The sequence below is a fragment of the Bradyrhizobium sp. SZCCHNR1017 genome, assembly GCF_032381375.1.
In the GTDB taxonomy this organism is placed as follows: Bacteria; Pseudomonadota; Alphaproteobacteria; order Rhizobiales; family Xanthobacteraceae; genus Bradyrhizobium.
In genome coordinates this window covers 150310-169354 of record NZ_JAUHIR010000004.1, presented here as the reverse complement: position 1 = coordinate 169354, position 19045 = coordinate 150310, and the positions used below count along the sequence as shown (strand labels likewise).

At 67.3% G+C, this 19045-nt stretch carries 14 protein-coding genes; 10 read left to right on the top strand and 4 right to left on the bottom strand.

Features of this window, described 5'->3' with window-relative positions:
- Positions 1–88 precede the first annotated feature (88 nt).
- The gene (xylB, locus tag QW863_RS12955; protein WP_315713945.1) at positions 89–1534 is read right to left on the bottom strand and encodes a xylulokinase; all 1446 of its coding nucleotides are present in this window, start codon (positions 1532–1534) and stop codon (positions 89–91) included.
- Between the two features lie 128 nt (positions 1535–1662).
- Between xylB and QW863_RS12950 the strand changes: the two genes are divergently transcribed.
- The 4 genes from QW863_RS12950 (at position 1663) to QW863_RS12935 (ending at position 6892) form a co-directional block, all read left to right on the top strand.
- Positions 1663–2496, top strand: coding sequence for a glucose 1-dehydrogenase (locus tag QW863_RS12950; protein WP_315713946.1), 834 nt, complete (start codon positions 1663–1665; stop codon positions 2494–2496).
- Between the two features lie 186 nt (positions 2497–2682).
- Positions 2683–3807, top strand: a complete 1125-nt coding sequence (locus QW863_RS12945; RefSeq protein ID WP_315713947.1) for a GGDEF domain-containing protein — start codon at positions 2683–2685, stop codon at positions 3805–3807.
- Between the two features lie 113 nt (positions 3808–3920).
- Positions 3921–5255: an acyclic terpene utilization AtuA family protein gene (locus QW863_RS12940; protein WP_315713948.1), complete on the top strand. Its 1335-nt coding sequence runs from the start codon at positions 3921–3923 to the stop codon at positions 5253–5255.
- Between the two features lie 86 nt (positions 5256–5341).
- Positions 5342–6892 carry a GMC family oxidoreductase gene (locus QW863_RS12935; RefSeq protein WP_315713949.1) on the top strand — a complete coding sequence of 517 codons (1551 nt, stop codon included), beginning with the start codon at positions 5342–5344 and terminating at the stop codon, positions 6890–6892.
- 3 nt (positions 6893–6895) lie between these two features.
- Here QW863_RS12935 and ggt read toward each other — a convergent pair whose 3' ends face one another.
- Positions 6896–8569, bottom strand: coding sequence for a gamma-glutamyltransferase (gene ggt / locus QW863_RS12930; RefSeq protein WP_315713950.1), 1674 nt, complete (start codon positions 8567–8569; stop codon positions 6896–6898).
- A gap of 216 nt (positions 8570–8785) precedes the next feature.
- Between ggt and QW863_RS12925 the strand changes: the two genes are divergently transcribed.
- Together QW863_RS12925 and QW863_RS12920 are read left to right on the top strand one after the other, a co-directional pair.
- Positions 8786–10279 carry an amidohydrolase family protein gene (locus QW863_RS12925; protein ID WP_315713951.1) on the top strand — a complete coding sequence of 498 codons (1494 nt, stop codon included), beginning with the start codon at positions 8786–8788 and terminating at the stop codon, positions 10277–10279.
- Positions 10276–11205: a GTP-binding protein gene (locus QW863_RS12920; protein ID WP_315713952.1), complete on the top strand. Its 930-nt coding sequence runs from the start codon at positions 10276–10278 to the stop codon at positions 11203–11205. The genes QW863_RS12925 and QW863_RS12920 overlap by 4 nt, the downstream gene beginning before the upstream one ends.
- A 16-nt stretch (positions 11206–11221) precedes the next feature.
- Here the strand turns inward: QW863_RS12920 and QW863_RS12915 are convergent, their stop codons facing one another.
- Both QW863_RS12915 and QW863_RS12910 read right to left on the bottom strand, forming a co-directional pair.
- Positions 11222–12358 (bottom strand): GGDEF domain-containing protein, encoded by a 1137-nt coding sequence (locus QW863_RS12915; protein ID WP_315713953.1) that lies wholly within the window; start codon positions 12356–12358, stop codon positions 11222–11224.
- A 93-nt stretch (positions 12359–12451) separates the two neighbouring features.
- Entirely contained in the window at positions 12452–13522 is a 1071-nt protein-coding gene (locus tag QW863_RS12910) for a J domain-containing protein (protein ID WP_315713954.1), read from the bottom strand.
- 129 nt (positions 13523–13651) lie between these two features.
- Between QW863_RS12910 and QW863_RS12905 the strand changes: the two genes are divergently transcribed.
- The 4 genes from QW863_RS12905 to QW863_RS12890 all read left to right on the top strand — a co-directional run bounded on the left by QW863_RS12905 (position 13652) and on the right by QW863_RS12890 (position 18953).
- Positions 13652–13819, top strand: a complete 168-nt coding sequence (locus QW863_RS12905; protein ID WP_315713955.1) for a hypothetical protein — start codon at positions 13652–13654, stop codon at positions 13817–13819.
- A gap of 194 nt (positions 13820–14013) precedes the next feature.
- Complete coding sequence (locus QW863_RS12900) at positions 14014–14889, top strand: dihydrodipicolinate synthase family protein (RefSeq protein WP_315713956.1); 876 nt, start codon at positions 14014–14016, stop codon at positions 14887–14889.
- A 277-nt stretch (positions 14890–15166) separates the two neighbouring features.
- On the top strand, positions 15167–17506 hold the full coding sequence (locus tag QW863_RS12895) for a xanthine dehydrogenase family protein molybdopterin-binding subunit (RefSeq protein ID WP_315713957.1): 2340 nt from the start codon (positions 15167–15169) through the stop codon (positions 17504–17506).
- A 385-nt stretch (positions 17507–17891) separates the two neighbouring features.
- Entirely contained in the window at positions 17892–18953 is a 1062-nt protein-coding gene (locus QW863_RS12890) for a linear amide C-N hydrolase (protein WP_315767824.1), read from the top strand.
- Positions 18954–19045 lie beyond the last annotated feature (92 nt).

Sequence of the window (19045 nt, the reverse complement as noted above, 5' to 3'; positions counted from 1 at the left end):
CCATTAAACTAGAGGCTGTTGCCGAATACAATATGAAAGAGACGCCGCCGCAACACGTCGCCGCGACGAATGCCTTTCGGAGATCCGGTTAGCTCGGCCGACGATAGAGCTGTCGCCAGCGCCGCCGCCGCTCGGCATAGGCTGCCGACAGCGCGACGTCCGGAGCGAAGGTCCGCACGCGCGCCGGCGGCGTGCAGACCGCGCCGATGTCCTCACCGGTGACGGCAAGACGTGCCAGCCGCGCCGCGCCGAAGGCGGCGCCGGTCTCGCCCTCGGCCAGCCGATGAACGGGAATGCCGAGCACATTCGCCAGGATCGCCAGCCAAAGGTCCGAGCGCGATCCGCCGCCGATCGCATCCGCTTCGGCAATGACGAGCCCGGTTTCCGTCAGCGCGTCGCGGCAGTCGGCCAGTGCGAAGGCAACGCCCTCGAGCACCGCCTGGACGATGGCGTTGCGGTCGGTGGCGTGGCTCAGGCCGTCGAGCAGGCCGCGGACATGGGGATCGTCATGCGGCGTGCGCTCGCCCGCGAGATAGGGCAGGAAGCTGACCGGCGACGGCGCGGCGGGGCCCGCGCCCAGCGGGGCGAGCAGCTCGGTCTCGCTCGCGCCGAGCAGCCGCGCGACCCAGGCGAGGCATGAGGCCGCCGACAGCATCGCGCCAGCCTGTAGCCACATCGCCGGGATGGCATGACAGAAGGTGTGAACGACGCGCTCGGGATTGGCCGTGACGGCGTCGACCGGCGAGATCACGGCGCCGGACGTGCCGAGCGTGATGAATGTGGCGCCCGGCCGGACAGCACCGATGCCGATGGCGCCGGCCGGGTTGTCGCCGGCGCCTCCCGCGATGGTTGGACGCTTCGTCATGCCCCAGCGTTCCGCGAGGTTGCTGCGCAACCGGCCTGCCGGCGCGCAGCCTTCGACGAGGCGCGGCATCTGCGCACGGGTGAGGCCGGTGGCGGCGAGGCCCTCGTCGCACCAGTCGCGCCTGGTGACATCGAGCCAGAGCGAGCCGGACGCATCGGACATGTCCTCGATCGCATCGCCCGTCAGCACCAGCCGGACATAGGCCTTTGGCAGCAGAACCAGCCGCGTGGCCGCGAAGATCTCGGGCTCGTGCGCCGCGATCCACATCAGCTTCGGCGCGGCGAAGCCGGGCATCGCCTTGTTGCCGGTGATCGTGCGCAAGGCGGACCAGCGCTGCTCCAGCGCAGCGCATTCGCGCTCCGACCGGCCGTCGTTCCAGAGAATGCAGGGCCGCAACGGATTCATCGCGGCATCGAGCAGCACCGGGCCATGCATCTGGCCCGACAGGCCGATGGCGTCCACCGCCGCCAACGCGCCGGGATGATCCGCCTTCAGCGCATCGAGCGTGGCGAATACCGCGCCGATCCATGCGGCGGGGTCCTGCTCGGCCCGGCCCGGTCGCGGCACGTCCATCGTCAAGGCGTGGCTGCGGCTCGCAACGACGCGCTGCGTGTCATCGACGATGATCGTCTTGACCGCGGATGTTCCAAGATCGATGCCGAGATACATGACGTCTCACGCCTGCGTGCGCAACGACGGATACGGAGTGGAGCGATACCAGACTCCTGATAGCCTTGTCATCCGAACGCGAGTCATCGCAGCGCGCTGAGGCGAGATCATTTTCACGGAGTCGAGACATGGAGCCATCTGACCAACCAGCCGAACGGGCGTCGCGTCTCGTCGGACACTACGCGCTGGTGACGGGCGCAACGCAAGGCATCGGCCGCGCGATCGCGGTGCGGTTTGCCGAGGAGGGTGCGCATGTCGCGATCAATTTCGGCGGCCCGTCGCCGTCCGGCGACGAAACCCTGGCGCTGGTGCAGGCCGCCTCTGCCGCGCATGGTCACGGCTCGCGTGATCACGTTGCCGTGAAGGCCGACATCGGCGTCGAGGCCGAGATCGCCGAGATGTTCGAGACGGTGCTGAAGCGCTGGCCCCGGCTCGACTGCCTGGTCAACAATGCCGGCTTTCAGCGGGAATCGCCCAGCGAGGCGCTCGACGTCGACACGTATCGCAAGATCCTCGAGGTCAACCTCAACGGTGCCGTGCTCTGCGCGCGTCACGCGCTGGCGCATTTCGTCACGCGCGGCGGCGGCAACATCATCAACACCTCAAGCGTGCACCAGATCATTCCGAAGCCCGGCTATCTCGCTTATTCGATCAGTAAGAGCGCGATGGCGGGCCTCACGCGGACCCTGGCGCTCGAATTCGCCGGGCGCGGCATCCGCGTCAATTCGGTCGGGCCGGGCGCCGTCGACACGCCGATCAACGCGGCCTGGACCGGGGACCCGGCCAAGCGCGCCGCGGTCGAGTCCCACATTCCGATGGGGCGGGTGGCGAGCCCGGAAGAGATCGCCGGCGTGTTCGCCTTTCTCGCCTCGTCCGAAGCGAGCTACATCACCGGACAGACGATCTATGCATGCGGCGGCATCACGCTGTTCGGCGAATTCCGAGACAATTGGGCGAGCTGATCCCGGCCCTGCATCGCTCATGCGCGCGTGCGCGTACCATCATTCGCATTCTATCCACTTGCATTGTCATCGTCGCAGTGAGGATCTCTTAAGCATCCGCGGCGCATGGCAGCCCTTCGCGGGTGCAGCGAGATTTCGTTAAGGCGTGGGTACGAGAGTGCGCGCGCTTGGCGAACTGGAATTGCGATGCATCGATTGGACCCGGACATTCGTCGCGATCTCGCGCATCTGCTGTACAGCTCGATGCCGCTGGTCGGGACGATCTCGGCCGCCGCCGTCGTGATCGGCAGCGTGATGGCCTGGGTTGCGCGCGATCCGGGCTACGCCGCGATCACGGTGGTGCTGCTGGTGATCGGCGCCCTTCGTGTTCTCAAGCTACGGATGTTCGCCGCGCGCTTCGATCGGCTCGATCACGATGCGATCATTCGCTGGGAACGCCTCTACGGCCTCGGCGCCGCCGTCTTCGGTCTGGCCGTCGGTGCGTTGTCGGCACGCGCGTTTCAGATCGGCGACGGGCCGGGCATCTGGATGTGCTTCGGCCTGTCGATGGCCTTCTGCGTCGGCATCGTGTCGCGTGTCAGCCCATGGATCGTCATGACCTCCTCGGCGGTGCTGCTGATTCCGACCGTGGTGGCCTGCCTGATGCAGCCCGAGCCGGTGTACCGGATGGGCGCCGGCATGGTGGTGCTGTTCTGGATCACGCTGCGCGGCACGTCGTATCGACTCACGGCCGCCTTCACGGAGCGGATCACGGCGCAGCAGGCCTTGGCGCGGCAGGCGCTGCGCGATTTCCTCACCGGCCTGCCGAACCGCGCCGCGTTCATCGCCGCGCTCGGCCGGTGCGATCGCCCCGTCGCCATCATCGCGGTCGATCTCGATGGCTTCAAGCTCGTCAACGACCGGTTCGGCCATCAGGCCGGTGACGAGCTGCTGTGCCAGGTCGGCGCACGTCTGCAGGATTGCCTCGGCGAAACGGGCCTGGCGGCGCGGTTCGGCGGCGACGAATTCATGCTGCTGCTGCCCGCGGTGGGACGTGACGCCGCTCTCGTGTTCGCGCAAGCGGCGGTGACGGCGCTGTCGCACCCCTTCACGCTGGCTGGAACGCGCGTTCAGATCGGCGCCAGCGCCGGCATCCTGGTCACCGAGGATCGGCAGGCGGACACCGAGGCGCTGCTCGACCAGGCCGATCGCGCGCTCTATGCGGCCAAGCGTGCCGGCGGCCAGCGTTGGTGCTGGGCCGACGACCACATGGCCGTTGCCGTCGCATGCACGGCGAGCAGCGAGGCGCCGACGCTGGCGCTCGCGGACTAGCAGCACGATGGCAGCCTGACCGTTCCACGCGGACGCTGGCAAGCTCGGACCGTGGCCGCTAATGTGGCCGGCAGAAGCCGACGAACGGCGCACGATGTCAGGAGGAGCGGCCGATGCGGAGCATCAGGATCGGCGCCGGAGCGGGCTATTCCGGTGACCGGATCGAGCCTGCGGTGGAGCTCGCGGCGAAGGGCGGCCTGGACTATCTCGTGTTCGAGTGCCTGGCGGAGCGCACGATCGCGCTGGCGCAGCAGGCGCGCATGAAGGATCCGGCCGCCGGTTATGATCCGCTGCTGGCGGCGCGCATGCAGGCCGTGCTGCCGATCTGCCGCGCCAACAAGGTCCGTATCATCACCAACATGGGGGCGGCCAATCCGGTCGCCGCGGCCGAAGCCACCCGCACCATCGCGCGCCGGCTTGGACTGACGGGGCTGAAGATCGCGGCCGTGACCGGCGACGATGTTCTGGAGCCGTTGAAGACAGCGGATGTCGTGCTCGACACCGGCGACACGATCCGGGCCCTCGGCAATCGGGTCGTCTCGGCCAACGCCTATGTCGGGGCGGGCGCGATCGCGGAGGCGCTCGCGGCCGGCGCGGATGTCGTGATCACCGGGCGCGCCGCCGACCCGGCGCTCTTTCTCGGACCTTTGATCCACGAGTTCGGCTGGGCCCTGGATGATTGGGACCGGCTCGGGCAGGGCACCGTCGTCGGTCATCTGCTCGAATGCGCTGGACAGATCACCGGCGGCTATTTCGCCGATCCCGGAGCGAAGGATGTTCCCGATCTCGCCCGGCTCGGCTTTCCGATCGGCGAGGTGCGCGAGGATGGCGAACTGATCGTGACCAAGGTCGCGGGCTCCGGCGGCTGCGTCACGCCGGCGACCGTGAAGGAGCAACTGCTCTATGAGATCCACGATCCCGTGCAATATTTCCAACCCGACGTCGTGGCGGATTTCTCGCAGGTGACCGTCGAGGAGCTTGGTCCGGACCGGGTCAGGGTGGTCGGCGGTCGCGGCCGGCCGAAGACGGGACTGCTGAAGACCTCGGTCGGCTATCTCGATTCCTATGTCGGCGAGGGTCAGATCTCCTATGCCGGCCCTGGCGCGGTCACGCGCGGCCGCCTTGCGCTCGATGTCGTCAGGGAGCGCCTCGCGCTCACCGGCGTGGCGGTGAACGAGCTGCGCTGCGACCTGATCGGGTTGAATGCGCTGCATGGCGACGATCGCGCACAGGGCGCCGAGCCCTACGAGGTGCGCGTTCGTGTCGCCGGGCGGACCGAGACGATGGCGGAGGCGATCCGCATCGGCAACGAGGTCGAGACGCTCTACACCAATGGCCCGGCAGGTGGCGGCGGCGCCTGGAAATCGGCGCGCGAGGTGATCGCCGTCGCCTCCTGTCTCGTTGCCGAGGATGCGCCGCAGCTCTGCGTCGGCATGCTGACGGCCTGAGTTTTCAAGGGCTTCACGGATCGCTCTCGGCAGCGCAAGCTGGCCGTCATGGTTGCGGTGCCTGAGAACAAGCGAGAATTCAGTCCATGTATGACGTCATTGTGGTCGGCGGCGGCTCCGCGGGAGCGGTCGTCGCTGCGCGCCTGTCCGAAGACCCCCGGACGCGGGTCCTGCTGCTCGAAGCCGGCGCGGACTGGCGCGCGGACGACGCGCCGTGGGAGATCGTGACGCCCAACCCGATTCCGATCATCCATGATCGCGCCTTCCAGGAGAAATGGCAGTGGCCGCAGTTGATGTCCCGCCGCGTCGCCGGGCAGGACATGCGTTTCTACTGGCGCGGAAAGGGGCTGGGCGGCAGCTCGATGATGAACGGCCAGATCGCGATCCGCGGCGTGGCCGATGCGTTCGATGAATGGGCGGCCAATGGCTGCAAGGGATGGTCGGCCAAGGACATCATGCCGCTGTTCGCGGTGATCGAGGACGATCTCGCATTCGGTGATCGCGAGGGGCACGGTCGCGGCGGCCCGCTTCCAGTCACTCGCGCACCGCCTGACACATGGGGCCCGATCGATCGTGGCTTGCGCGATGCCGCGCTGGCGAGCGGCTATCGCTGGTGCGACGATCTCAACGGGCCCGATGGCGAGGGTGTCGCCTGCTATCCGATCAACAGCCGCGCCGGCCGTCGTATTTCCACCAATGAGGGCTATCTCGAGCCGGCCCGCGGCCGTCCGAACCTCGAGATCCGCGGACGGGCGCTGGTCGATCGGCTGCTGATCAGCGACGGCAGGGCGACCGGCGTGCGCGTCCACGTCGAAGGTGAAGGCGTGAAAAACGTCGCGGCGCGCGAGGTCGTGCTGTGTGCCGGCGCGATCCACAGCCCCGCGATCCTGCTGCGCTCGGGTATCGGCCCTGCGACCGATCTGCTGGCGATGGGAATTGCGGTCGTGCGTGATCTTCCGGTCGGCCGGCACTTCTTCGATCATCCGCTGTTCCGCACCACCATCCAGCTCCGCGAGGCGCTGCGTCCGACCGACCGCGACACGCGCCATACCAATTGCTGCGTCACCTACTCGTCGGGCCTCGCCGGCGGCGGCAAGCGCGACATGATCCTGATCGCGTTCAACCATCGCGGCATCGGCGTGCCCGGCGCGATCGGCGCCGGACTGTTCAACGCCTTCTCGCGCGGTACGCTCAAGCTCGCCTCGACCGATCCGAGCGTGGATCCGATCGTCGAGGAGAACATGCTGGCCGATCCGCGCGACGTGGCGCGAATGCGGGACGCGGTGAAGCGGCTGGCCGTGATCACGGTGCAGCCGGCGCTGCGCGACATCGCCGACTGGATTCGCCTCGGCGATACGGAGTTCACGCTGCCGCAGGCGGCTGCGCTGCCCGAGGCCGAGGTCGATGCGCTGCTGCGGCAGGTCACCGGCGACATCCAGCATGCGGCGGGGAGCTGCCGCATGAGCGGATTCGACGATGGCGACGGCGTGGTCGATCCGGACGGCCGCGTGAAGGGCATTGCCGGCCTGCGCGTCGCCGATGCCTCGATCATGCCGTCCGATTGCCGCGCCAACACGCATTTCACCACCGTCGTGATCGGCGAGGCGATCGCGCGGATGATGCGAGAGCGCCTGTAGAGCTCACGCGATGGCGAAGCGAAGCCCGCCGCGGGCGCGCCCGCCGGAGATCGCGATCGGGGTGCCGTCGGCGCGCCAGCACGCGGCTCCCGTCAGCGTGCCGTCGTCGCCGAACGCGATCGCGTTCATGCCGCCGGCCACGACCGGCTCGCGTTTGATCTCGTGCCCGCGTGCGGCGAGCTCCCGCGCCACATGGTCGGGAAACGCCGGCTCGAGCTCGAGCACGCCGCCCTGCGTCCAGAGCCGCGGCGCCTCGACCGCCTCCTGCAGCGACATGCCGTGGTCGATCAGGTTGACCAGCGCCTGGAAGGCCGAGGGAAAGATGCGCAGGCCGCCGGGAAGGCCGAGCGCATAGCGCAAGCGGCCGTCGCGAAGCGCCATCATCGGCGCCATCGAGGTGAAGACGCGCTTGCCCGGCTGGATCGACAGCGCGCGGCCCGGATGCGGATCGAAATTGTACATGTAGTTGTTGGCGGTCATGCCGGTGCCCGGGATCTGTACGCAGGCGCCGAACAGGCCGTTGATGGTCTGGGTCGCCGCGACGACGTTGCCCTCGGCATCGGCGACCGTGACATGGGTGGTGTTGGCGGACTCCGTCGGCGCAAGGCCCGGGCCGAAGCTCCGGGCCCGGCTCATGTCGATCTGCGCCCGCCGCTGCGCGGCATAGGCCTTCGACGTCAGCCGCTCGACCGGCACGTCGACGAAAGCGGGATCGGCGGTGGCGACCGCCCGGTCGGCAAAGGCGATCTTCAAGGCTTCGGCAAGCACGTGCACGCCATCGGCCGAACCGAAGCCGAGCCCGCCGACGTCGAAACCCTCGAGGATGTTCAGCATCTGCACGATGTGCACGCCGCTGGAGGAGGGCGGCGGCGGGCCGATGATCTCATGGCCGCGATAGTGGCCGCGGATCGGCGCGCGTTCGATCACCTTGTAGGCGGCGAGGTCGCTCGCATCGATCAGCCCGCCATTGTCGGCCATGTAGTCGGCCAGCGCGATCCCGAGCGGCCCGCCATAGAGAGCGTCCGGTCCTTGCTCCGCGATCAGCCGCAGCGATGCCGCATAGTCGGTCTGGATCACGCGCGTGCCTGGCCTGACGGGCTCGCCGCCCGGCAGGAACAGCGTCGACAGATGCGGATCGCGCGCGAGGTCGTCCGCGACCAGCCGCACGCAATCGTTGAGATAGGGACTGGCGATGAAGCCGTGCTCAGCGAGCCGGATCGCCGGCGCCATCACTTCGGCCAGCGGCAGCCGGCCGAAGCGCGACAGGGCCTCGCACCATCCCTTCAGCGCGCCGGGCACGGCGACCGCGAGCGCGCCTGCGACGTTGCGGCGGCCGCGGGTCTCGCGCGCCAGCGTGATCTCGTCGGAGACCGGATCATACATTCCTGGCGTGGCGCGCCGCGGCGCGGTGCTCAATCCGTCGAGCACGATGTGCCGTCCATCCGCAAGGCGGATGTGCGATAGCCCGCCGCCGAGAATGCCGACCATCATCGGCTCGACCACCGTCAGCGCGAACAGTGCGGCGACCGCGGCATCGATCGCGTTGCCGTCACGCATCAGCATCTCGGCACCGGCGCTGGAGGCGAGCGGATGATTGGTCACCACCATGCCGCGCGAGCCCGTCGCCGGCTGCTTCTCGCAGGTGAAGTCGGCGATGCGCCGTGTGTGCGAAGCCATTCGGGTCTCCTCTGTCGAACGGCGGATGCCGAGAGGTCGTTCTTCGCAATCCTGACCGATCCCTTGCGCAAGGGGAAGAGCGGCGCCCCAGTTCGACGAACTGATAAGTGCGCCACGCATGGCTCGGAGAGCATCGATCTCTCCCGCCGCGTTCTCATCGCCGCGCATCTGTGTTAGGCCTGCGCGCAGTTCCACTTCGCGAGCCCAGCTGATTTCATGCCTCACTACGATCTGATCATTCGCGGCGGTCGCGTGCTCGACCCGGAAACGAAGCTCGACGCCACGGCCGATGTCGCCATCAAGGATGGCGCGATCGCTGCCGTGGGCGATGTCGGCGGGGCCGCCGATCAGGTGGTCGATGCGGCCGGCCTTGCCGTCGTGCCCGGCTTCATCGATCTGCACGCCCATGGCCAGTCGCTGCCGGCGGACCGCATGCAGGCTTTCGACGGCGTCACCACCACGCTCGAGCTCGAAATCGGCGTGATGCCGGTGGCGCGCTGGTATGACGAGCAGGCGGCGATCGGCCGCCTGCTGAATTATGGCGCAGCGTCGGGCTGGGTGTTCGCGCGGATCGCGACGATGACGACGCAGCAGACCGCGTCCAACATCGCCGGCATGGGCGAGGCGATGCGCGACAAGCGTTGGGTCGAGGAGGTCGCCACGGCTGCCGAGACCGCCGAGATCGTCGAGCGCACGCGGCAGGGTCTGGAGCAGGGCGGTCTCGGCATTGCCTTCCCGAACGCCTACGCGCCCGGCACCGGCATGAAGGAGCTGTCGGAGCTGTGCAGCCTGGCGGCCAAGCACGACGTGCCGACCTACACGCACATCGCCTATATGTCGAACGTCGATCCGCGCAGCTCGGTCGATGCCTACACGCGGCTGATCGGGCTGGCCGGCTCGACCGGCGCCCACATGCACATCTGCCATTTCAACAGCACCAGCCTGCAGGATGTCGAGCGCTGCGCCGAGCTGGTGCAGACCGCGCAGAAGCAAGGCCTGAAGGTCACGACCGAAGCCTATCCCTACGGCACCGGCTCGACCGTGGTCGGCGCCGGCTTCTTCGCCGATCCCGCGTTCTGCCAGCGCATGGGCACCGGCTATGACGCAATCGAGATGGTCGCCGAGCGCCATCGGCTCGGCAGCCGCGACGAATTGCTCGCGCGGCAGCAGGACGATCCCGGCGCATTGGTGCTGATCCATTTCCTCGATGTCGCCGTCAACCAGCGCCACCGCGACCTGCTCGATGTCTCCGTGCTGTTTCCGGGCGGCGCCATCGCCTCCGATGCGATGCCGTGGATCCTGTCCAACGGCACGGACTACACCGGCGACGCCTGGCCGCTGCCGGATGACGCGGTGTCGCATCCGCGCTCATCGGCGACGTTCACGAAATTCCTGCGCGAATGGGTGCTGGACCGCAAGGCGGTGCCGCTGATGGAGGGCCTCGCCAAGTGCACGCTGATCCCGGCCCGGATTCTGGAACCGTCGACGCCCGCGATGCGCAAGAAGGGACGGCTGCAGGCCGGCTGCGACGCCGACATCGCGGTGCTCGATCTCGCCAGCCTGCGTGACCGCGCCGACTTCCTCAACATGAACCGGCCGTCCGAGGGCGTGCGGCATCTGCTCGTCAATGGCCGCTCCGTCATCACCGATGGCGAGCTCGTTCGCGACGTCAGGCCGGGGCAGGCGGTACGCCGTCCGGTCCTGTCATGATCGTCCCGGTCCTGCTGGTCGCCGGATCGCTCGGTGCCGGCAAGACGACCCTGCTCAATCATCTGCTCGCCAATCCGGACGGACGGCGCATCGCCGCCATTGTCAACGACTTCGGCGCGGTCGACATCGACGCGCAATTGCTCGGCACCGTCACCGAGGAGGTGATCAGCCTCAAGAACGGCTGCATTTGCTGCTCGCTGCAGGGCGACCTGCTGCGCACGCTGTCCTCCGTCATCAAGCGCGATCCGGCACCCGACGCGATTGCGATCGAGACATCGGGCATTTCCGATCCCGCCGAAATCATCCGCAGCCTGATGGATCCCGTGATCTTCAAGGTGGCGCCGCTCGAGACCGTCGTCACCTTGGTCGACCCGCAGCGGCTGCGCGATGATCCCGAGATCGAACAGGATGTGCTGTGGCGCTCGCAGTTGCGGGCCGCGGATTTCGTGCTGCTGACCAAGGCCGATCTGCTCGACCGCGCCGCGCTCGATGCGGCCCGCGCCGTCGTCGGCGGCACCAAGCCGCAATCGGCGATCTTCGAGATCGCGCATGGCGTCGTCGCGCCGGACCTGCTGTTCAGCCGCGACATTCGCGCGCCGCGAGAGCTGCCCAAGCAGGTGCCGACGATGTCGCAACCTTTCGCAACCCTCACCTGGACCTCCCGTGCTCAGCTGTCGCTGGCCCGCTTCCAGCAGGTGATCGGAAAGCTCGCGCCGCGCACCCTGCGCATCAAGGGCATCCTGCTGTTCACCGACCATCCGGGACAGCCGATCCTGTTTCAGTCGGTGGCGACGCGCGGCACCTTGGCGCCGTCGCCGGTGTCGCCCGCCGATGGCCTCACGGCCCAGCTCGTGCTGATCGGACGCGAAGGTGAGCTCGACGCCGGCGAGATCGACGCGCTGCTGCACGAGGTGATCGTCGCCTGAGATCGAAGGCCGCGCGTCAGCCCGCCTGCCGCAATGCGCCGTCCGCGGCCTCGGCCCAGGTACAGCAGCCGCCCCCGGCGCGCTTGGCGGCATAGAGCGCGCTGTCGACCTGGCGCAGCACCTCGTCCATGGACTCGTCCGTGAGCGGCCGGTCGTTCACCAGCAGGCCGGCGCTGGCGCCGATCACCACGGGGATGTCGGACAGCAGGAATGGCATCGACAGCGAGCGGATTGCTTCGCGCGCCAGCGCCAGCGCCTCGTCGCGTCCGTCCGCGCCGCCCGTCACCGGCTTCAGCAGCATGAACTCATCGCCGCCGAAGCGCGCGGCGAGACCGCCCTGGCCGACACAGCTCGACAGCCGGGCTGCGACCTGACGCAGCAGGTCGTCGCCGGCGTGGTGGCCATGGCGGTCGTTGACGGGCTTGAAGCCGTCGAGATCGATGGCAATGATCGCGACAGTCCGGGTCGTGCGTTCGAGCGCAGCCAGGAAGGCCGCCCGGTTGGGCAGGTCGGTCAGGAAATCATGGTTGGCCTGGCGGGCCAGCGCGTGCTTGGCCTCGAGCCGCTCGATGAACGCGGTGCTGAGATGGCGCGAGGCTTCGCGGATCGAGAACCAGAACAGCACCAGCAGGACGGCCCCGAGCTGATAGGGCAGCTCCGGGCGCATCAACCCGGCGATGAGCGTCGGGGCGAGCAGCACGGCGGTTGTCGTCAGCACGACCCACGGGCGGATCGCCGCGCGCGACACCATGCCGACGCAATAGGACATCGACAGGCCGAAGGCGATCCATGCGCCCGGAGCATCGTTGAGCTGGAACGCGCGGAAGGTGAGAGCGCCAAGCGCAAGGCCGAAGGCGGCGGCGCCCGCGGCGTAGACTTTCTCCCAGAGGATCACGTCGCGATCGGACAGGCGTCCCGCATATTGTTTGTAGCGCAGCAGGCTGACCACGCGACCGATGGCGTTGACGATGATCGCGAACGTGATCGCGATGTAGCCGGGATCGCCGTGCAGGACCGCAAGCGTGACCGAGCCGGTGATGGCGGCCGCGTTGATCGACATGACCTGCGGCAGAGACGTGTACAGCAGATCGACGAGCTCGCGCCGGATCGCCGGGTTCGGATGGATGAATCTGGAAAGCAGCCCATGTCCCATGGGAACACCATGGGACACCTTTCCTAACAGTTGATGGGCGCGAACGATTCGCGCGACGAAGGTTCGGAGTTACCTTAAATCTTCGTCAATCGCTCAGGGGGCGCGGCTGGGGTCGGTGGTTGGATAGACCGGCGTCGCCGTCGACATCCGCGAGGGCATCGGCGCCGCCGCCGCCACTTTCGGCGCCTCTGCCTTCGGCGTCTCCGCCTTGATGTCGGACTTTGGCGGCTCGAGCTTCAGCGGCCGCAGCGGCTGACGCTTCGCCATCGCGTCGAGTACGGCGCGGTTCGTCTTCTCGATGCGCTTTGCGGCCGCAACGTCGGCAAAGGCGCGGTCGAACTTGCGCATGCGATAGAACACGATGCCGCGGTCGATATAGGCCTCATGGTAGCGGGGATCGAGCTGGATCGCCGCGTCGAGATCGGCCAGCGCCGCCGCGAAGTCGCCCTTCTGGAACGCGGCCATGCCGCGATCGTGATGGGCCTGGGCCTCGTTCGAAGCCGTACCCCCGGCGAGCATTGCATCCGCCGTGCATGGCGCGGTCGCGCCTGCCGCGCAGGGCGCACGCTCCTGCTCGGCAGAATAGACCGTGTCGATCTTGCTGACGCGTAGCGGAAGCGGATCGGCGGATACCGAGGCATTGCTGCCCGATGCGCTGCCGACCGTTGCGCTGGCAGCCGTCTCGCCGCCGGAATTCGCGGCCGCATCGCCGGCCGTCGCCGCCTCAGTGGCGCTATCGATCGGTTTGGCGGGAACCTCGTTCGGCTTGACCTTGTTGGTCGCAACCACGATCGGCTTGAGCGGCGCGACGGAAGCCGACGACATGTGGGTGAACAGCAGGTAGCCGGTTAGCGCCACGGCGGACGCACCGGCCAGCGCCATCACGCCGGACGCAACCTTGTGGACCTTGGCGACGACGGCCAGCTTGGAATCCTGCTGATGCTCGTCCTGCGCGGCGCCGAGCAGCCGGTCATAGGCCGTGCGCTGCTCCTTGTCGCCGAGAATGTCGTTGGCGCGGATGATCTGTCGAAACCGCAGCGCGGCATCCGGATCGCCGGGATTGACGTCGGGGTGGCTCTCTTTGACCGCTTTGCGGAAGGCCGCCCGGATATCGTCAGCGTCATCGTCCGGAAGAGCTCCGAGTAAATCGTAAAGCGTCTTCATCGTCGTTCTCGCTGCAGGCTTCCCTCGTCTCCGATCGAAATTCCTACGGCGAATTTACGCTGGAGCACTCGTACTAACTCTTTCCGCTTCGCATGATGGTTGGTCAATCCGGCGGAAAAATGACTGAAAATGGCGAAGTTCGTAGCCATTTTTGCCGTGTTTGAGGTCATCGCGCTCGTCCTTCTTCGCCACGGTGCGCGCAATCCCAGATTGAATCGCTGCCCTCTGACCGCCTCCGCCGCGGGACATGCACCTATGGTGGAGAGAAAGTTTGAAGCCGGATTTAACGTGAGCTGATTGGCAGCTCGGTTTGCGGCAACACCCCGCATTCCATCGCGGCAGTGTGGCGCTGCTACACACCGGCTCTTGTCCGCTGGTGTCAGGTCCCTGAGGCAGATGTCGCTGCGGGCAACAGGCCGGGCCTGAGAAGGGCGCCTCTCGCTTCGGCGGCCGCCTTGCGGAACCAGCGGCCCGGCCGCTATACCGGCCGCATGACTGAATTTCACGGTGTCTTTCCCTACCTGGCCTCGCCGATCGGCGCGGATGGAACGATCCGTACGGAGGTGCTGGGGCGTCTTTGCGACGATCTGATCCTTGCCGGTGTGCACGGCCTGACGCCGCTCGGCTCCACCGGCGAGTTCGCCTATCTCGATCGTGCCCAGCGCATGACCGTCGTGGAGACAACCATCGATGCCGCCCAGGGCCGCGTTCCCGTGATCGCAGGCGTGGCCTCGACTGCGACCGCTGACGCGGTGGCTCAGGCCAAGGCTTACCAGAAGCGCGGCGCAACCGGCATCCTGGCGGTGCTCGAAGCCTACTTCCCGGTCAACGACACCGGTATCGAGGCGTATTTCCGGGCGATTGCCGATGCCGTCGACGTTCCCGTCGTCATCTACACCAATCCGCAGTTCCAGCGTTCCGACCTGTCGCTCGACGTCATCGCGCGCCTCGCCGAGCATCCGCGCATCAACTACATCAAGGACGCTTCGACCAACACCGGCCGGCTGTTGTCGATCATCAATCGCTGCGGCGACGCCATCAAGGTGTTCGCGGCGTCCTCACACATTCCGGCCGCGGTGATGCTGATCGGCGGCAAGGGCTGGATGGCCGGGCCGGCCTGCATCATCCCGCGCCAGAGCGTCGCGCTCTACAATCTCTGCAAGGCGTCCTGCTGGGACGATGCGATGCTGCTGCAGAAGAAGCTGTGGCGCGTCAACGAGGCCTTCGCCCGCTTCAACCTCGCGGCCTGCATCAAGGCCGGCCTGTCGATCCAGGGCTACGACGTCGGCGATCCCGTGCCGCCGCAGGCCCCGCTCTCGCCCGAGCAGCGCAAGGTCGTCGAAGAGGTACTGCGCAGCCTGGGGTGAGCTAGCCCCGGCTTTGGCCCCCGCTCTCTCCTCATCGTCATTCCGGGGCAGCCCAAAGGGCTGAGCCCGGAATCCATACTCCGCGGCCTCTCGGTTGGGCAGACATGGAGACATCGAGCCTCCAAACTACCGGTCGTGGTTATGGATTCCGGGCTCGCGCTGCGCGCGCCCGGAATGACGGTTCGTCATGACGCACCAGCTTAAACACGTGTTGGCCACCGCACCGCCGATCCGCTAAGACCCTGCCAAATTCATTGAACTCACCAAGGACTGACGAATGAACATTCTTCCCAACAATATGCGGTTTGGTGCGGGGCAGCCCCTCAAGCGTCTGGAGGATCAGCGGCTGCTGACCGGGAAGGGGCAGTTCATCGACGACAAGGCGGAGGACGGCGCGCTGTGGCTCTACGTGCTGCGCTCCCCGCATGCGCATGCCAGGATCCTGTCGATCGACACCGCCGCCGCCCGCGAGATCGCGGGCGTGCAGGCGATTTACACCGGCGCGGACCTCGTCGCTGACGATGTCGGCACCATTCCGACCCTGGCAATCTTCAAGCGTCCCGACGGCAAGCCGATGACGGTGCCGCCGCGCCGCCTGCTTGCCCATGAGATCGTCCGCTTCACCGGCGAGGCGGTCGCCGCCGTGGTCGCGACCTCGCGCACGGTCGCGCAGGAGGCCGCGGAAGCGATCGTCGTCGATTACGAGGTGCTGCCGGCGGTGACCGATCCGGTGAAGGCGATCGAGCCCGGCGCGCCCGTCGTCTGGGCGGAGGCGCCCGACAACGTCGTCGCCGCGATGAGCTATGGCGATGCCGCCAAGGTCGAGGCGGCGTTCGCCGGCGCTGCGCACAAGGTCTCGCTCGACATCACCAGCCAGCGCCTGGTGCCCTCGGCGATGGAGCCGCGCTCGACCATCGCCGAGATCGAGAAGAAGACCGGCCGGCTGCTGCTGCACGTGCAGTCGCAGACCCCGGCCTCGACCCGCGACGTGCTGGCGGAAGCCGTGCTGAAGCGCCCGAAGGAGAGCGTGCGCGTGCTGGTGGGCGACATCGGCGGCGGCTTCGGCCAGAAGACCAACCTCTATCCTGAGGACGGCATCGTCGCCTATGCCGCCACCAAGCTTAACAAGAAGATCCGCTGGCGCGCCGAGCGCACCGACGAGTTCGTCGGCGGCACGCATGGCCGCGACCTCACCTCCACCGCCGAGTTCGCTTTGGACGCCAAGGGCAGGGTGCTGGCCTATCGCGTGCGCTCGATCGGCGCCACCGGCGCCTATTCGTCGGGCGCGGCCAACATCATCCCGCTGGTGCTCGGGCCATTCGTGCAGACCGGCGTCTATGATCTGCCGCTGGTGCATTTCGAGGTCAAGACCGTGATGACGCATACGGCGCCGGTCGGCGCCTATCGCGGTGCCGGACGCCCCGAGGCGGTGTTCATCGTCGAGCGGCTGTTCGATGCGGCCGCGCGCCAGATCGGGATCGATCCGCGCGCCATCCGCAAGACCAACTACATCAAGCCGGCGCAGCTCCCCTACACCAACGCCGTCGGCCAGGTGTATGATTCCGGTGCCTTTGCCCACATGCTGGAGCGCGCGTCCAAGCTTGCCGATTGGGACGGCTTCAACGCGCGCAAGCGCGAGGCGAAGAAGCGCGGCATGCTCTACGGCCGCGGCCTGACCAGCTATATCGAATGGACCGGCGGCCGCGCCCACACCGAGAAGGTGTCGCTGCACGCGACCTCCGAGGGCCGCGTCATCCTGCATTCCGGCACCATGGCGATGGGGCAGGGCCTGCAGACCACCTATACGCAGATGATCTCCGACACGCTCGGCATTCCGCTGGACAAGATCGACGTCGTGCAGGGCGACACCGATCTCGCCACCGGCTTCGGCAGCGTCGGCTCGCGCTCGCTGTTCGTCGGCGGCACGGCGGTGGCGGTGTCGTCGAACGACCTGATTGCGAAGGCGCGGGAAAAGGCGTCGAACCTGCTGGAGACCGCGGTCGAGGACATCGAGTATCGCGACGGCTTCCTCACCGTCGTCGGCACCGACCGCCGCATCAGCCTGTTCGACATCGCCGGGAAGGAGCAGGGCGCCAAGCTGTCGGTCGACAGCGAGGGCGAGGTCGACGGTCCGAGCTGGCCGAACGGCACGCATGTCTGCGAGGTCGAGATCGATCCGGAGACCGGCATCAGCCGCGTGGTGCGCTACACCACGGTCGACGACGTCGGCGTCGCGGTCAATCCGATGCTGGTGGCGGGCCAGATCCATGGCGGCGTCGCCCAGGGCATCGGCCAGGCGCTGTACGAGAACGTCGCCTACGATGCCGACGGCCAGCTCCTGACCGCCACCTATCAGGACTATTGCATCCCGCGCGCCGACGACGTGCCGCCGATCGTGGTCACGCTCGACGATTCCGCGCCGTGCAAGACCAACCCGCTGGGCGCCAAGGGCTGCGGCGAATCCGGCGCCATCGGCGGCCCGCCCTGCGTCACCAACGGCGTGATGGATGCGCTGTTCGAGCTCGGGATCACCAACCTGCAGACGCCGCTGACGCCGGAGAAGGTGTGGGCGGCGATCTCCGAGGCGAAGGCGGCAAAGGTCAAAGCGTCGGCCTGAGCGAGCGCGCGGGACGCTCCCGCGCCGGACATGCTCCTGTTGCGTCGCTCAACGCGCCGATCTGTGCCGAGCTGTTCGGTGATGAGGCGGCGAGGGTTACGCCAGCATCTGGTTGCGCCCCTGCATACGCAGCGGCGACTGATCTCGCTGCGTCATAGCCCGCCATTCCGGGCCAGCCCGTCAGGGCTGAATCCGGAGTCTCGAGATTTTCGGTGCAATTGTGCATCTGAGGGGACGATGCTGTCGGATCGCCCCGCCGCGCCCGGCAAGACAACGATCTCATGCGAATCGTCGCGGCGCTGCGACCGACGATGATTGACCCAGATCAAGGTCGCCGACGCGCACTCGCCTCTAGATTGTATCCAACACAACGAGGAGCGCGACCATGCGGCGGTGTGCGGGCGTGATGAGCGTGGCGATGGCTTTGGCAATCGTCGCGTTTGGATCATCTCTGGCGGACGCGTGTTCGCGCGTCCTCTGGGCCGATAATGGTCAGGCCGTTGTCACCGGGCGCAACATGGATTGGCCCGAAGACATGCGCACCGATCTCTGGGCCTTCCCACGCGGCCTTGCGCGCAAAGGCGAGAGCGGCGACGACAACGAACTGAGCTGGACGTCGAAATACGGCAGCGTCGGCGGGGCGGTTTATAATCTGGCGATCGCCGACGGCATGAATGAAAAAGGTCTTGTCGCCAACCTGCTGTGGCTCTCCGAGAGCGATTACGGAAAGCGCGATCTCAAGCGCCCCGGCCTCGCGCTGTCGCTATGGGCGCAATACAACCTCGACAACTTTGCCACCGTTGCCGAGGCGGTGGCCGACATCGAAACCGGTCGCTATCAACTCATCGCCGCCGGCATGCCCGGATACGCGACGGCGACCGTGCATTTGTCGCTTTCGGACGCGACGGGCGATTCGGCGATCATCGAAATCGTCGATGGCGGCAAGGTGCGCGTTCATCACGACCGCCGCTATCTGGTCATGACGAACTCGCCGCCCTTCCCCGAGCAGCTCGCCAATCTGAAGAAATACCACGTCTTTGGCGGCACCGAAGCGCTGCCGGGGACGAGCGAAGCGGCCGACCGCTTCGTCCGCGCCGCCTATTACATCCAGAACCAGACCAAGCCGTCGGACACCCGCCAGACCGTGGCCCGCATGTTGTCCGTCATGCGCAACGTGGCGCAGCCTTTCGTGCGGCCAGACCCGAAGCGACCGGAGGCGTCGCATACGATCTGGCGCGCCGTCGCCGACTCGACCGACCGGCTCTATTTCTTCGAATCGACCCTCAGCCCGAACATCGTCTGGGTCAACTTGCCGCTGTTGGACCTTTCCGTCGGCGCTCCGATCCGCAAGCTCGACCTGTCCGGGGCGGACAGGGATCTGGTCGGCGAGGTGAGCAGCCAGTTCAAGCCGGCCGCGCCGCTGGAATTCAAGAAAGGCGGCTCCTGACAGGGCAGAGCCCTACGGACAGATACAACGTCATCTTTATATCCGCGTTGTGGCGCTCGCACGCCGCGCGACATGACTGCGGAGCGCTCGCC

What these genes read in the sequence shown, in the direction of transcription:
- xylB (WP_315713945.1), bottom strand. Translation starts at nt 1,534, where the DNA reads ATGTATCTCGGCATCGATCTTGGAACATCCGCGGTCAAGACGATCATC.
- QW863_RS12950 (WP_315713946.1), top strand. Translation starts at nt 1,663, where the DNA reads ATGGAGCCATCTGACCAACCAGCCGAACGGGCGTCGCGTCTCGTCGGA.
- QW863_RS12945 (WP_315713947.1), top strand. Translation starts at nt 2,683, where the DNA reads ATGCATCGATTGGACCCGGACATTCGTCGCGATCTCGCGCATCTGCTG.
- QW863_RS12940 (WP_315713948.1), top strand. Translation starts at nt 3,921, where the DNA reads ATGCGGAGCATCAGGATCGGCGCCGGAGCGGGCTATTCCGGTGACCGG.
- QW863_RS12935 (WP_315713949.1), top strand. Translation starts at nt 5,342, where the DNA reads ATGTATGACGTCATTGTGGTCGGCGGCGGCTCCGCGGGAGCGGTCGTC.
- ggt (WP_315713950.1), bottom strand. Translation starts at nt 8,569, where the DNA reads ATGGCTTCGCACACACGGCGCATCGCCGACTTCACCTGCGAGAAGCAG.
- QW863_RS12925 (WP_315713951.1), top strand. Translation starts at nt 8,786, where the DNA reads ATGCCTCACTACGATCTGATCATTCGCGGCGGTCGCGTGCTCGACCCG.
- QW863_RS12920 (WP_315713952.1), top strand. Translation starts at nt 10,276, where the DNA reads ATGATCGTCCCGGTCCTGCTGGTCGCCGGATCGCTCGGTGCCGGCAAG.
- QW863_RS12915 (WP_315713953.1), bottom strand. Translation starts at nt 12,358, where the DNA reads ATGGGACATGGGCTGCTTTCCAGATTCATCCATCCGAACCCGGCGATC.
- QW863_RS12910 (WP_315713954.1), bottom strand. Translation starts at nt 13,522, where the DNA reads ATGAAGACGCTTTACGATTTACTCGGAGCTCTTCCGGACGATGACGCT.
- QW863_RS12905 (WP_315713955.1), top strand. Translation starts at nt 13,652, where the DNA reads ATGGCGAAGTTCGTAGCCATTTTTGCCGTGTTTGAGGTCATCGCGCTC.
- QW863_RS12900 (WP_315713956.1), top strand. Translation starts at nt 14,014, where the DNA reads ATGACTGAATTTCACGGTGTCTTTCCCTACCTGGCCTCGCCGATCGGC.
- QW863_RS12895 (WP_315713957.1), top strand. Translation starts at nt 15,167, where the DNA reads ATGAACATTCTTCCCAACAATATGCGGTTTGGTGCGGGGCAGCCCCTC.
- QW863_RS12890 (WP_315767824.1), top strand. Translation starts at nt 17,892, where the DNA reads ATGCGGCGGTGTGCGGGCGTGATGAGCGTGGCGATGGCTTTGGCAATC.